Here is a 13,950-nt window from a genome sequence, read left to right on the forward strand (position 1 = left end):
GCGCGCCGCCCGAGCCCTGCTCTCACACGGAGATGCCCGCCCTGGGGATCAGAGCTGGTCGCCGACGAAGACCGTGAGGTCGACGAGGCGGTTGGAGTAGCCCCATTCGTTGTCGTACCAGCCGAGGACCTTCACCGAGGTGCCCTCCTGGACCATGGTCAGGGAGGAGTCGAAGGTGCAGGAGGCCGGGTCGCTGACGATGTCCGAGGACACGATCTCGTCCTCGGTGTAGGTGAGGATGCCCTTCAGCTCGCCGTCGGCGGCCTTCTTGAACGCGGCGTTGACCTCGTCCTTGGTGACCTCGCGGCCCAGCTCCACGACCAGGTCGGTGAGCGAGCCGGTGGGGACCGGGACGCGCATGGCCATGCCGTCGAGCTTGCCCTTGAGCTGCGGGAGGACCAGCGCGGTGGCCTTCGCGGCACCCGTGGTGGTCGGGATGATGTTCTCCGCGGCGGCGCGGGCGCGGCGCAGGTCCTTGTGCGGGAAGTCCAGGATGCGCTGGTCGTTGGTGTAGGCGTGGACGGTCGTCATCAGACCGCGGACGATGCCGAAGTTCTCGTCCAGGACCTTCGCCATCGGCGCCACACAGTTGGTGGTGCAGGAGGCGTTGGAGATGACGTGGTGGTTCGCCGGGTCGTACTGGTCCTGGTTGACGCCCATCACGATGGTGACGTCCTCGTTCTTCGCCGGGGCGGAGATGATGACCTTCTTGGCCCCGCCGGCGATGTGCTTCTCGGCGTCTTCCTTCTTGGTGAAGATGCCGGTCGACTCGATGACGATGTCGACGCCCAGCTCGCCCCACGGGATGTCGGAGGGGTTGCGCTCGGAGAGCACCTTGATCGTCCGGCCATCGACGGTGATGGTGTCGGCGGTGTGGGAGACCTCGTGCTTGAGGCGGCCCAGGATGGTGTCGTACTTCAGCAGGTGCGCGGTGGTGGCGGTGTCACCCAGGTCGTTGACGGCCACGATCTCGATGTCCGCGCCCTGATCAAGCAGTGCGCGGAAATAGTTGCGACCGATGCGGCCAAACCCGTTGATGCCTACGCGGATCGTCACGAACCGATCTCCTCGTTGGTACGCCGGTTCTAGATACCGGCGAGCTGTATTGGGATGTCCCCGACCACCCACGACCCTACCCCCCCGACGTCCCCGTGGTGACATCGAGACAGCGCATGCACGGCAGGGCGGCCCGTACCCGTCGGTAGAGGTACGGACCGCCCTGCCTCCGGGCCTGCGGCCCGGGTGTTCGGCTAGCTGTCGAGGGAGGCGAGCGCGCTGCGGATCAGTGCCGCGCGGTCGGCCGCCGAGGTGAGGTGCTCCAGGCCGAAGCCGAGCAGCACGGTGTCGTCGGTGGTGACGGCGCCGTACGTGCGGAACAGCTCACCGGTGCGGGCCCAGTCCCGGACCACGGCGGGGCTGCCCGCGGGCGGTCCCGGTACGGTCCAGGCGCCGAGGGAGGTCTCGAAGCCCTCCGTCTGCGCGGTGCCGCCGATGACGAGGCTCGTCTCGTCGGCGAGGACGCCGCGACCGCCGCTGCCGGGGTCGGTGACATAGCTGAAGGACAGTTCGACCGTCTTCCCGGCGTAGGCGGACAGGTCGAACTCGACCTGCTGCCAGCCGGCCGACTGACCGGTCAGGCTGTTCCAGGAGCCGCTGGTGCCGGTCGGCGTGCAGCCGCCCGCGTCCCGGCTGAGATAGCGGGTGAGGGCGGGGTGGGCCTGGATGAAGTAGCCGGCCTCGCACTCGACGGGCACGGTGGTGCTGGTGGCGCCGCCCTGGTCGGGCAGCGTGGTCCAGTCGTCGCCGCCCGCGGTACGGGCCTCCAGCAGGGCGTGGTCGTAGCCCTCCTCGGTGTCCCACAGCAGCTGGGTGCGCAGGGTGGGCCGCTCGGCGGCGGTCACCGAGGTGAGGTCGATGGTCCGGGTGAGCCGGTTCCAGGCGTAGTCGGAGTGCGTGACGGCGGCCATGGACACGCCCGCGTAGGGACCGTACGGATTGACCGTGCCCGGGTACTGTCCGCCGCCCGCGCTGCCGAACTGCGGGAAGGTGCCCGGGGGCAGGGTGTCGGAGGTGACGCTGTAGGAGCCGGCGGCGTCCAGCGGGTTGCCGGGCGCGGCGCCGAGCGGCGCGGAGACGCCCGCCAGCTCGCCGCCGCCCTGGAAGGCGGTGGCGCCGGGCAGGGACGTACGGGAGTACGCGCCGAGGTAGTACTGGCTGAAGTCGTTGGACGGGTTGCCGCCGCCGAGGTCGACACTGCCGCCGGCCCGTTCGCCCGCCTCGATCAGCCGGCCGCCCTCGTTGAGGTACGCGCGCAGCTGGAGCTGGGTGGGGTTGCCGGGGATCGCGCTGCCCGTGTAGTGGACGACGGTGTCGAAGTGGCTGAGCACGCCGAGCGCGTCGGGGGCACCCTGCTTGGCGACGTCCCAGACGATCGCCTTGCGGCCGTTGGCCTTGAGCGCGTCGACGTAGGTCTGCGCCTGGGTGGCCGTCGCGCCCTCCTCGGCGACGACGAGGGTGTCGGCGCGGGGCCGTTCGGCGATGGTGTAGGTGAAGCGCTGGCTGGTGACCTTCTTGCCGGCCTTGGTCTCGCCGGTGAACCAGACCTCGACCTTGTCACCGGGCTCGCCGTCCTGGACCTGCGCCCGGTACTCGTCGAAGTGGAGGTTGTCGTCGCCGCCGTAGACCTCGCCGCCCTTCCAGGCGCGCAGTGTCTGGTCGTGGACCCGGCCGCCGTTGACCCGGTAGTTCAGTTCCTTGTCCCGCAGCGACTTGCGGGCGACGACGGAGATCTCCTGGTCGGCGCCGCGCGAGTACGAGGTGGTGAGCGCCGCCGGGGTGAAGTCGGCGGCCTCGATGCCGACCGAGGACTTGGGGCGGTCGGGGGTCGCGGCGGACTCGGCGACGGAGAGCGCGAAGGGGATGTTGGTGACGAACTCCTCCTGGATCAGCTTCTCGTCGTCCGGGAAGTTGAAGCCGGAGCGGCAGTCGGCCGCGTTCCAGGCGTCGTCCGGGTACTTGGCGGAGACGGTCTGGCAGGTGGACATCTCCGGGGTGAACATCGCTGTGCCGTTGACGTTGGCCGCGTGGCCGTCGGCCTCACCGTTGGTGGTGTACAGCTCGGAGGAGACCTGCGGGTGGTAGCCGGGGATCGCGGAGTTCTCGGGGGTGCCGGCGAGCGCCTCGTAGAGCACGTCGTCCGGGGTGGAGGTGGCGACCTGCCAGCCCACGCCGTACAGGAGCAGTTCGGCGGCGGAGTGGTAGTTGATGCCGAGGTCGAATCCGATCCGGCGCTGGAAGGCGTCGATGGCCTTGGTCTCGGGCTCGGAGTTCGGGCCCGTGCCGCGGTAGGTCTCGCTGGTGGGGTTCGGGGAGGAGCCCTCGTTGTCGTAGCCCCACTTGTACGAGAAGTTGCGGTTGAGGTCGACACCGTCGCCGGTGGAGATGACACCGTCGGCGTTGTTGTCCCGCAGGTTCTTGCGCCACAGGCGGGTGTCGTCGCTCTCGAAGGTGTAGTCGTAGCCGTCGGGGTTGGCCGAGAGCACGAACCACAGTTCGGTGGAGTCGACGATGTTCTTGATCCGCTGGTCCTTGCTGTAGTTGTCCAGATAGTGGTGGAGCAGGCGCCGGGTCATCTCCGGGGTGATCCACTCACGGGCGTGCTGGTTGGACATGTACAGCACGGAGGGCTTGGAGCCGTCCTTGCTCTTCTTGGCGTTCTTGGTGAGCTTCAGCGCGAGGATGTCCTGGCCGCCCGCCGACTTCCCGATGGAGACGACCTTGGTGAGCCCCGGATTCTCCTGGGCGGTGGCGAGAATCTCCTCCTGGAGCCCGCCGCTGCCGCTGTACGGCCGGAACACGCCGTCGGAGGCGGCCTCGACGCGTGCCTCCGCCTTCGCGGAGATCTGGTGCTCGGTGAGATCGACGCCCTGCTGCTCCAGCTTGTCGGCCTCCCTGTCGGTGAGGAAGACCTCGACGGTCGCGGTGCCGTTCTCGGGCGCCCGCTCGTTCAGCTCGTGACCGTCCTGGCCGGCGGCCAGCAGCAGCGGGATCTGCTCCTTGGTGACCTCGGCCTTGAAAACCTTGACCTCGTCCGCGTCGGAGTCCTTGTCGGAGTCCGCGTCGGACGAGGTCGCGGTGGCAGCCGCCGGGCTGCCGGGCAGTGCCTGGGCGATGGGTGCGATGAGCGCTCCGCTGGTCAGGAGCGCGCCGACAGCGAGGATCGATCTCGCTCTGTGTCTCATGAACCCCCCTTGCAGGTGTTCGCCACCACGGCGAATGCTTGCCAGGCTCATGTCACCTCATGATCCAGTCAAGGGTGCGGATTGGGTCTTCGACACGCGGGGGGGTGGTGAGGGGGGTGGGTGAAGCGGGGGGTGAAGGGGGGGGAAGCGGGGGGGGTGAAGGGGGGGTGAGGGGGTGGTGGCGGGACGGTGGGGGTGGCTGGGGCCTCCCCCGGGGTGCCCCCGAGGACGCCCCCTCGGGACAACAGCCGCCGCGTACGGTGCCCGTGTTCGTGCCGGGAGACAGCGTCCGTACGGTTTGCGGCCCCACGCGGACCGGCCCAGCCCGACCCGAACTCGACCTTCACGACCCCCGAACGGGTTCGATTCCGTCAAACGTCCGAATTCCAAAGTCCCTCGGATGGGGCCGGTTTTCCGCCATGCGGCGCGACTTTCACGGCCCCACGAGCGGGAAGCCCGGCTTCCCGCGTACGGCCGCCGAACGGCCCGGGCTCTCTTCGTGCGCCGCTCCAGGTGCCGGTGTGGGGGTCGGTCGGCCGGAGCCGGCGTCTTCGGCGGGGTGGGGCGGTGACCGGGGAAGCCGGTCGGGCGCATCAGGCCGGTTCGGCTCATCGGGTGGGGGCGCTCGCCCCGGTGCGGGCCGGCTGAAGCTTCACCCTCCGGGGCTACGTCCACGGGGGCTACGTCCTCCGGGGCTACGTTCTCGGGGGTCACGCCCTCCGGGGCTACGTCCACGGGGGTCACGCCCTCGGGGTCGCGTCCTCCAGGGACTGCGCCTCCTGGTGTCCCGCGCGGCCATCGCAGTGCGCCCGCGCCGCGCCGCGCCCGCGCCGTCGGCAGGGGCGCGCGGGGCACCCCTGCGTGCCCCGGCGGGGCCGTCACCCGGCGACGTTGTCGACCAGGTCCTCCGAGAGGTTGGCCTCGGTGCCCGGGATGCCCAGGTCGGAGGCGCGCTTGTCGGCCATGGCGAGCAGCCGGCGGATCCGGCCGGCCACGGCGTCCTTGGTCAGCGGCGGGTCGGCGAGCGCGCCCAGCTCCTCCAGCGAGGCCTGCTTGTGGTCCATGCGCAGACGTCCGGCGGCGGCCAGGTGCTCGGGGACCTCGTCAGCGAGGATCTCCAGCGCACGGGCGACCCGCGCACCGGCGGCGACGGCCGCGCGGGCGGAGCGGCGCAGGTTGGCGTCGTCGAAGTTGGCCAGCCGGTTGGCCGTGGCCCGGACCTCGCGGCGCATCCGGCGCTCCTCCCAGGCCAGCACCGACTCGTGCGCGCCGAGCCGGGTGAGCAGGGCGCCGATAGCGTCGCCGTCGCGGACCACCACCCGGTCCACTCCCCGCACCTCACGGGCCTTCGCGGCGATCGACAGCCGGCGCGCGGCGCCGACCAGGGCGAGCGCGGCCTCGGGGCCGGGGCAGGTCACCTCCAGGGAGGAGGACCGGCCGGGCTCGGTGAGCGAGCCGTGTGCCAGGAACGCCCCGCGCCAGGCCGCCTCCGCGTCACAGGTGGCCCCCGAGACCACCTGCGGGGGAAGCCCGCGGATCGGGCGGCCCCGGCCGTCGACCAGACCTGTCTGCCGGGCCAGCTGATCCCCGCCGGCGACCACCCGCACGACGTACCGCGAACCCCGGCGCAGACCGCCCGGAGCCATCACGATCAGCTCGGAGCTGTGCCCGAAGATCTCAAGAATGTCCCGCTTGAGGCGGCGGGCCGCCATCGCTGTGTCCAGCTCCGCCTCGATCACAATGCGCCCGCTGACCAGGTGGAGGCCGCCGGCGAACCGCAAAATGGCGGAGACCTCCGCCTTCCTGCAACAGGTCCGGGTGACGGGTAGCCGGGAAATCTCATCCTTCACCGCTGCCGTCATCGCCATGGGCCGATCCTTCCATGCATCCGAAAAATACGGTCGTACGCGGCGGCCAGCAGCTCCGGGTCGTGCCGCGGAGTCCCGTCCGTGCGGGCCACCGTCGCCAGCTCCACCGCGGCTCCGAAGCGCTTGGCGGCATCGGTCAGCGAGTCGCGGTCGGGCACGGCGGCTTCGTCGGCCAGCACCACGTCCAGAGCGAGTTTAGGGGCGTGTCGTCCCAAAACCTCCAAATGACGCTGCGGGGAGAAGCCGTCGGTTTCTCCGGGCTGCGGCGCGAGGTTCAGCGAGAGCACCCGGCGGGCCTTGGTCTCGGTCAGCGCGTCCAGCAGCTCGGGGACCAGCAGATGCGGGATGACCGAGGAGAACCAGGAGCCCGGACCGAGCACCACCCAGTCCGCGTCCAGGACGGCGGCCACGGCCTCGGGGACGGCCGGTGGATCGTTCGGCACCAGGTGCACGGACTGCACCTCGCCCGGGGTGAGCGCCACGGTGGCCTGGCCGCGTACGGTGTCCACCTCGTCGGCGCGGGCCGGGTCATGGCCCCTGACCAGCGCTTGCAGCTCCAGCGGCACCGCCGACATGGGCAGCACCCGTCCGTGCGCGCCGAGCAGCCGGCCCACCAGGTCGAGCGCCTGCACATGGTCGCCGAGCTGCTCCCACAGGGCGACGATCAGCAGATTGCCGACCGCGTGGCCGTGCATCTCGCCCTCGGACTGGAAGCGGTGCTGGATGACCCGGGCCCAGGTCTGGCCCCAGTCGTCGTCCCCGCACAGCGCGGCCAGCGCCTTGCGCAGGTCGCCGGGCGGCAGCACCCCCATCTCGTCGCGCAGCCGCCCGCTGGAGCCGCCGTCGTCGGCGACGGTGACGACGGCGGTGAGGTCGCCGGTGATCCGGCGCAGCGCGGCGAGCGAGGCGGACAGGCCCATGCCACCGCCGAGGGCGACGACCTTCGGCTGGGTGCCGCGCCGGCGACCCCGGCCGACGCGTCCCGCGGGGGCCGTCCGGCCCTCGGGGGTGGCGCGGCCGTCGAGGGTCCTCCGGCGCAGCCTGGCCAGCCGCGGAGTACGGTCGGTCATTCGCGTCCCATGTCCCGGTGCACGACCACCGTCTCCACGCCCTCGGCGACGAGGCGCGCGGCGAGCTTCTCCGACATGGCCACCGAGCGGTGCTTGCCACCCGTACAGCCGATGGCGATGGTCACATACCGTTTGCCCTCGCGCCGGTACCCGGCCGCGATCAGCCGGAGCAGCTCGGCGTAGCGGTCGAGGAACTCCTTGGCGCCGGGCTGGTTGAAGACATACGCGGCGACCTCCTCGTTCAGCCCGTTGAACGGCCGTAGCTCGGGCACCCAGTGCGGGTTGGGCAGGAACCGCATGTCCGCCACCAGATCGGCGTCGACCGGCAGTCCGTACTTGAAGCCGAACGACATCACCGTCGCCCGCAGCTCCGGCTCCTCCTCGCCCGCGAACTGGGCGTCCATCTTGGCGCGCAGCTCGTGCACGTTGAGGCTGGAGGTGTCGATCACCAGATCGGCGTCGCCGCGCAGCTCGCGCAGCAGTTCGCGCTCGGCGGCGATGCCGTCGACGATCCGGCCGTCGCCCTGGAGCGGGTGCGGGCGGCGCACGGACTCGAAGCGGCGCACCAGGGCGTCGTCCGAGGACTCCAGGAAGACGATCCGCCGGGTGACGTTCTTCGACTCCAGGTCGGCGAGCGAGTCGCGGAGATTGTCGAAGAACCGCCGTCCGCGCACATCGACCACGACCGCGATCCGGGCCACATTGCCCTGGGAGCGGGCGCCCAGCTCCACCATGGTGGGGATCAGCGCGGGCGGGAGGTTGTCGACCACGAACCAGCCGAGGTCCTCCAGACACTTCGCGGCCGTCGACCGGCCGGCTCCGGACATGCCGGAGATGATCACCAGCTCGGGGATGGCGGTGTCGGGGATCCCCGGGGCCGCCGCGTCCGTACTCACCTGTTCTCCATCACCCTCACCCGCGCCGGCCTGCTGCGGGCCGGTCTGCTGTGCGTCGGCCGCTCGCGGGCCGGTCTGCTGTGTTCCGGCACGCCGCGTGTCGCCGCGCGTCGTGTCGTCCCGCGGAGCGGCGCCCCGGGTCGTGCCGTCACTGGCGGCGTCGTCACCGGCTGTGTCGCCCCGGGACGCGTCGTCGCTCCGGTTCCCGGGCACGGGCTGTTGCCCGGCTGTGTGCTGCTTGTCCTGCTCGCTCATCTCTCCTGCCCCCGTCTCTCGTCCGGGGCGCTCGCTGTCACGGGCTCCCCTGAGGCCCCCGCCGTCGTCTCGGGTGCCTCGTCCTCCATGTCTTCCATGATCTCCCCGGTCGCCGTGTTCACGGCGGGTGCGGCCGGGGCCGCGCGGGCCAGGGTGGCGGCGACGGTCTCTGCCGTCTTACGACCTATGCCCGGTACCTCGCAGATCTGGTCGATTGTCGCGGATCTCAGCTTCTTCACCGAACCGAAGTGCTTGATCAGCGCCTGCTTGCGGGTCTCGCCGAGGCCGGGCACCTCGTCCAGCGGACCGGCCCGGAACCGTTTGGCCCGCTTGGCGCGCTGGTAGGTGATCGCGAAGCGGTGCGCCTCGTCGCGGACGCGCTGGAGCAGATACAGGCCCTCGCTGGTGCGGGGCAGGACCACCGGGTCCTCGTCGTCCGGCAGCCAGACCTCCTCCAGGCGCTTGGCGAGACCGCACACGGCGATGTCGTCGATACCCAGTTCGTCCAGCGCGCGCCGGGCTGCGAGCACCTGCGGCCGGCCGCCGTCGACGACCACCAGCTGGGGCGGGTAGGCGAACTTCCGGGGGCGGCCGTCGTCGTCCTTGGGGCCGGTGTCGGGGACGGCGTTGCCCTTGCCGTCCAGGAACGTGTCGGCGCCTGAACCAGGACCCTCAGCCGCGCCGGGACCCTCACCCCCGCCGGGGTCCTCGATGCGGCCGTCGGCGCCGACGCCGTCGACATGCGCGTCCGCCACCCATGCGCCGGTGCGCTCCTGCTCGGCGAGGTAGCGCCTGAAGCGGCGGGTGATCACCTCGTGCATGGACCGGACGTCGTCCTGCCCCTCGAAGCCCTTGATCTGGAAGCGGCGGTACTCGCCCTTGCGCTGGAGTCCGTCCTCGAAGACCACCATGGACGCCACCACGTCGTCGCCCTGGAGATGCGAGATGTCGTAGCACTCGATGCGCAGCGGGGCGCTGTCCAGGTCGAGCGCCTCGGCGATCTCCTCCAGCGCGCGGGAACGGGTGGTGAGGTCGGAGGCGCGCTTGGTCTTGTGCAGCACGAGCGACTGCTGGGCGTTGCGCTGGACGGTCTCCATCAGCGCCTTCTTGTCGCCGCGCTGCGGGATGCGCAGGGAGACACCGGAGCCGCGCCGGTCGGCGAGCCACTGCTGGAGCGGCTCCACCGGGTCGGGCAGGGCCGGGACCAGGACCTCCTTGGGCACGGCGTCCCCGCTCTCCTCGCCGTAGAGCTGCTGGAGGGCGTGCTCCACCAGGGCGCCGGTGGTGACGTCCTCCACCTTGTCCGTCACCCAGCCGCGCTGGCCGCGCACCCGCCCGCCGCGGACGTGGAAGATCTGCACGGCCGCTTCCAGCTCGTCCTCGGCGACCGCGATCAGATCGGCGTCGGTCGCGTCGGCGAGCACGACCGCGTTCTTCTCCATGGCCTTCTTCAGGGCCTCGATGTCGTCGCGCAGGCGGGCGGCGCGCTCGTACTCCATCTCCTCGGCCGCCTCCGCCATCTGCTTCTCCAGCCGGCGCAGATAGGCGCTCGTACGGCCGGCCATGAAGTCGCAGAACTCTTCCGCGAGTTCATGGTGGTCCTCCGGGGTGATCCGGCCGACGCAGGGCGCGGAGCACTTGCCGATGTACCCGAGCAGACAGGGGCGGCCGGTGCGGGAGGCGTTCTTGAAGACCCCGGCGGAGCAGGTGCGCACCGGGAAGACGCGCAGCAGGAGGTCCACGGTGTCGCGGATCGCCCACGCGTGCCCGTACGGCCCGAAGTACCGCACGCCCTTGCGCTTCTGACCGCGCATCACCTGGACGCGCGGATACTCCTCGTTCATCGTGACCGCGAGATACGGGTAGCTCTTGTCGTCGCGGTACTTGACGTTGAACCGGGGGTCGTACTCCTTGATCCAGGAGTACTCCAGCTGGAGGGCCTCGACCTCCGTGGACACCACCGTCCACTCCACGGACGCGGCCGTGGTGACCATCGTGCGGGTGCGCGGGTGGAGACCTGCCAGGTCCTGGAAGTAGCTCGCCAGGCGCTGGCGCAGACTCTTCGCCTTCCCGACGTAGATCACCCGGCGGTGCTCGTCGCGGAATTTGTACACCCCCGGGGTGTCCGGGATCTCACCCGGCCTGGGGCGGTAGCTGGAGGGATCGGCCATGTCTCCAACCCTACTGGCGGGCAGTGACACTCCGAGGAGCCTGTGGATAACCTCGCGCGTCACCGTGTGTGACCACTCGGCTCCCGCCCTCCCCCTCCCGCGCACCCGTCTCCTCGTCCGGCACCACATCATGCCGAACATATGTATGACATGCCGTCCGGAAGTACGGCTCTGTTGGGCAACAGGTGTTGTCGGGACTTGGTCAACACGCTTCAATGCGGGGGAACTCGGGGCGGGGAACGGCGGCGCACGGAGCGAAACAGGCCCGGCGCCGACGGGGGTGGCCCCATGACCAACGCCGACGGCCTGACCAGCCGTGGTGAACCGTGACAGAAAGGCCCCCTGCATGCCGCACGCCACTCAGCCCGTGGAGCACCACGACCTCACCACCGCGGAACTGGACACGGCCCTGCGCGGCGGCCCCTTCCACGTCGCACTGCGAGCCGCGATCGCCGCCCGCGGCCTGCCCCTGCAACGCGTCCAGCACCATCTCACCCGCCACGGCGTGAAAGTCGGCGTCACGAGCCTCAGTTACTGGCAGCAAGGCGCCCGCCGCCCCCAGCGCCCCGAGTCCCTGCGGGCCGTCCGGGCGCTGGAGGAGATCCTCCAACTGCCCGAGGAGTCCCTCATACGGCTCCTCGCCGACCCCGACGACCCACGCACCGGCCCACGAGCCGCCACCCGCTCCTACCGCTCCCTCGTCGAGGCCTCCGGCGTCCTGGACAGGCTCCTCGCCGAGCTGGACATCCCACACGACGGCGGACTGCACATGCTCGGCCACCACGAGCGCGTGGACATCGGCCCGCACCGCGAACTCCTCGGCCGCGAGTCCCACCACATCGTGCGCGCCCACCGCGACGGCGTCGACCGCTTCGTCGCCGTCCACCACGGCGACCCCGGCTGCGCCCCCGGCGACATGGCCGTGCACGCCCTGGAGAACTGCCGCACCGGCCGGGTCCGCCGCCACCACGACACCGGCGTCCTGGTCGCCGAACTGCACTTCGACACCCGGCTGCGCGCCGGGGACACGTATCTCTTCCGCTACACCGTCGAGGACGGCACCGCGGGCTCCTCCCGCGAGTACGTCCGCGGCTTCGGCCCCGCCGGCGGGCAGTACGCCCTCCAGGTCCGCTTCCACGAACACGCCCTCCCCGTCCGCTGCCACCGCTTCACCCAGCACTCGGCGGCGGCCCCCCGCATCGGACGTCAGGACCTCCCCCTGACCGCCCACCACTCGGTCCACCTGGTGGAACCCCGCATACGGACAGGAATCATCGGCATCGGCTGGGACTGGGAGTGACCACACCCACCCGACGAACCGACCGATCGACCAGCCTCTAAGCCTCCGGCCCGACGACCAGCCTGCCGTTCTCGGCCTTCACCGGCAGCTCCGGCAGCGCCACCGTCGCCGGGCCCTGAAGCACCTCACCGGTCAGCGCGTCGAACTCGCTCCCATGGCAGGTGCAGATCAACTTCGTCCCTTCCAGGTCACTGATCGCACACCCCGCGTGCGTGCACACGGACCCGTACGCCGTCACCGCCCCGTCCGTGGAACGGCTCACCACCACGTTGTGATCCTGGTACAGCACCGCCCCGCCCTTGGCGACCTCGCCCTCCGCACCGACATCCACCGGCGCGGTCGGCGTGGCGGGCCGCGCGGAGTCCCCCGGCGAACACGCCGTCAGCCCCAGCCCCGCGGCGACCGGCACGACCGCCGCTCCCCGCAGAACGGTACGACGGCTCGCTGAGGGACTGGTGCCGGACATGAGGACTCCACGTGCGTGCGTTCGATGCGGTGTCTGGTGACCCTAGCCGACGGTCATCACGGCAGCTCCGGGAGGTCGACCCAGGGGCGACGGTCGACGCCAGGCGAGGGGGTGAGGAGGAGGACGGACCGGGAGCGGTACGGGAGCAGGACGGGAGCCGCACGGTGGTCGACGGGGACGTAAACGTTTGCGCAAGCGTTTACGTCCATGCGGGAATGGGATACGTTCCCGACCGAGGGGCGTGACGTGGGCGTGGGCGTTGAGCCGAGGCTCAGGGCCCGGCGTCTGATACTTGGCCCCCGGAACCCCGGTCCCCGGCCCGTGGATCACAAGGAGAGGCGCGAGGCGCGATGCGCGTCGCGAAGGAGGCGGCACCATGGCGACGATGGCCGACGTGGCCCGCAGGGCGGGTGTCTCCGTGGCGACCGTCTCGCACGTCCTGAACAGCACCCGCCCCGTGCTCCCCCGGACCCGCCAGGCCGTCCTGGACGCCATCGACGCACTCGGCTACACCCCCAACACCCTCGCCCGCTCCCTGGTCACCTCCCGCACCCGCTCCATCGGGCTCGCGGTGTCGGCCATCACCAACCCGTACTTCACCGAGATCCTCCAGGGCGTCGAGGCCGCCGCCCTGGAACACGGCTACAGCCTGCTCATCGCCGACCCCCACGACGATCCCGACCATGAGCGCAAGGTCGTCCAGCTCCTGCACGAACGCCGCGTCGACGGCATGATCGTCACCCCCTCGTCCGACCCCCGCGCCCTGCTCACCTACCTCCGCCGCCACGCCGTCCCGACGGTCTTCCTGGACCGACTCATCGACCCCACGACGGGCGAGGCTGCTGCCGGGGACGCACCCGGGGGCAGCGGGACCCCGGACGACGGACCCGTGGGCAGCGCCCCCGCAGGAAACGGGCCCTCGTCCCACAGCCCCGCACTCGACGCCCTCGCGGACACCGCGCCCTCGAAGGACCGGCCCACGGACGACGACCCCTCGGGCGGGAAGGCCCTGGCCGACGCGCTGCCGCCCACGCTCGCCGTCGCGGGCCGCCCGGACGACGGCCCCCGCTTCGACCAGGTCTGCGCCGAGAACACCGCACCCACGGCCCGGCTCGTCACCCACCTCGCCGCCCTCGGCCATCAGCGCATCGCCCTGGTCGCGGGCCTGCCCGGCCTGAGCACCACCGCCGAACGCATCACCGGCTACCGCCAGGGCCTCACCGCCGCCGGCCTCCCCCACGACGAGCGTCTCCTCGCGCACGGCGACTCCACCTCGGAGGCCGCCGAACTGGCCACCGCGGCCCTGCTGGCCCTGCCCACGCCGCCCACCGCCCTGGTCACCGCCAACAACGCCATGACCATCGGCGCCCTGCGCACCCTGCGCGCACGCGGCCTGTCCGTACCCGACGACCTCGCCCTGTGCTGCTTCGACGACTTCGCCTGGGCGGACCTGTTCTCCCCCCGGCTCACCGCCATCGCCCAGCCCAGCCGGGAGATCGGCGCCCAAGCGGTACGGGTCCTGCTGGACCGCCTCGCCGACCCGGACCGCCCGGCCCGCACGGTCCGCCTCCCCTGCGCCTTCGTCCACCGCAGCTCGTGCGGATGCCCGGAGGAACGGCCCCGGTGACCGCGCGCCCACCAGGCCACACCCCACGCTGAGCCCCACCCCATTCCCCCGCCCCG

9 protein-coding genes are annotated in these 13,950 nt (G+C 71.4%); 2 read left to right on the forward strand and 7 right to left on the reverse strand.

Going from position 1 to position 13,950, the window contains the following annotated elements; translation table 11 throughout:
* Positions 1-48: 48 nt before the first annotated feature.
* The 6 genes from gap to uvrC form a co-directional block, all read right to left on the reverse strand.
* Positions 49-1,056: a type I glyceraldehyde-3-phosphate dehydrogenase gene (gene gap / locus ACFXAZ_RS01175; protein WP_384583135.1), complete on the reverse strand. Its 1,008-nt coding sequence runs from the start codon at positions 1,054-1,056 to the stop codon at positions 49-51.
* Positions 1,057-1,250: 194 nt separating this feature from the next.
* A complete protein-coding gene (locus ACFXAZ_RS01180) occupies positions 1,251-4,241 on the reverse strand; it encodes a M14 family zinc carboxypeptidase (protein WP_384583139.1) in 2,991 nt (996 codons plus the stop codon).
* An 878-nt stretch (positions 4,242-5,119) separates the two neighbouring features.
* Positions 5,120-6,109, reverse strand: a complete 990-nt coding sequence (gene whiA, locus ACFXAZ_RS01185; protein ID WP_384583142.1) for a DNA-binding protein WhiA — start codon at positions 6,107-6,109, stop codon at positions 5,120-5,122.
* Positions 6,100-7,179 (reverse strand): uridine diphosphate-N-acetylglucosamine-binding protein YvcK, encoded by a 1,080-nt coding sequence (yvcK, locus tag ACFXAZ_RS01190; protein ID WP_384583145.1) that lies wholly within the window; start codon positions 7,177-7,179, stop codon positions 6,100-6,102. The genes whiA and yvcK overlap by 10 nt, the downstream gene beginning before the upstream one ends.
* Positions 7,176-8,330 (reverse strand): RNase adapter RapZ, encoded by a 1,155-nt coding sequence (rapZ, locus tag ACFXAZ_RS01195; protein ID WP_384583148.1) that lies wholly within the window; start codon positions 8,328-8,330, stop codon positions 7,176-7,178. Before rapZ ends, yvcK begins: the two co-directional genes overlap by 4 nt.
* A complete protein-coding gene (gene uvrC / locus ACFXAZ_RS01200) occupies positions 8,327-10,849 on the reverse strand; it encodes an excinuclease ABC subunit UvrC (protein ID WP_384583150.1) in 2,523 nt (840 codons plus the stop codon). The genes rapZ and uvrC overlap by 4 nt, the downstream gene beginning before the upstream one ends.
* On the opposite strand from uvrC, the gene ACFXAZ_RS01205 reads away from it, so the two are divergent.
* Positions 10,848-11,801, forward strand: a complete 954-nt coding sequence (locus ACFXAZ_RS01205) for a hypothetical protein (RefSeq protein ID WP_384583153.1) — start codon at positions 10,848-10,850, stop codon at positions 11,799-11,801. The genes uvrC and ACFXAZ_RS01205 overlap by 2 nt on opposite strands.
* 37 nt (positions 11,802-11,838) lie before the next feature.
* Here the strand turns inward: ACFXAZ_RS01205 and ACFXAZ_RS01210 are convergent, their stop codons facing one another.
* Complete coding sequence (locus tag ACFXAZ_RS01210; RefSeq protein WP_384583156.1) at positions 11,839-12,267, reverse strand: Rieske (2Fe-2S) protein; 429 nt, start codon at positions 12,265-12,267, stop codon at positions 11,839-11,841.
* A gap of 376 nt (positions 12,268-12,643) precedes the next feature.
* Here ACFXAZ_RS01210 and ACFXAZ_RS01215 point away from each other — a divergent pair, with 376 nt between their 5' ends.
* Positions 12,644-13,894: a substrate-binding domain-containing protein gene (locus ACFXAZ_RS01215; RefSeq protein WP_384583159.1), complete on the forward strand. Its 1,251-nt coding sequence runs from the start codon at positions 12,644-12,646 to the stop codon at positions 13,892-13,894.
* The last annotated feature ends 56 nt before the right edge of the window (positions 13,895-13,950 follow it).

This window comes from Streptomyces sp. NPDC059477 (genome assembly GCF_042749375.1).
GTDB lineage: Bacteria > Actinomycetota > Actinomycetes > Streptomycetales > Streptomycetaceae > Streptomyces.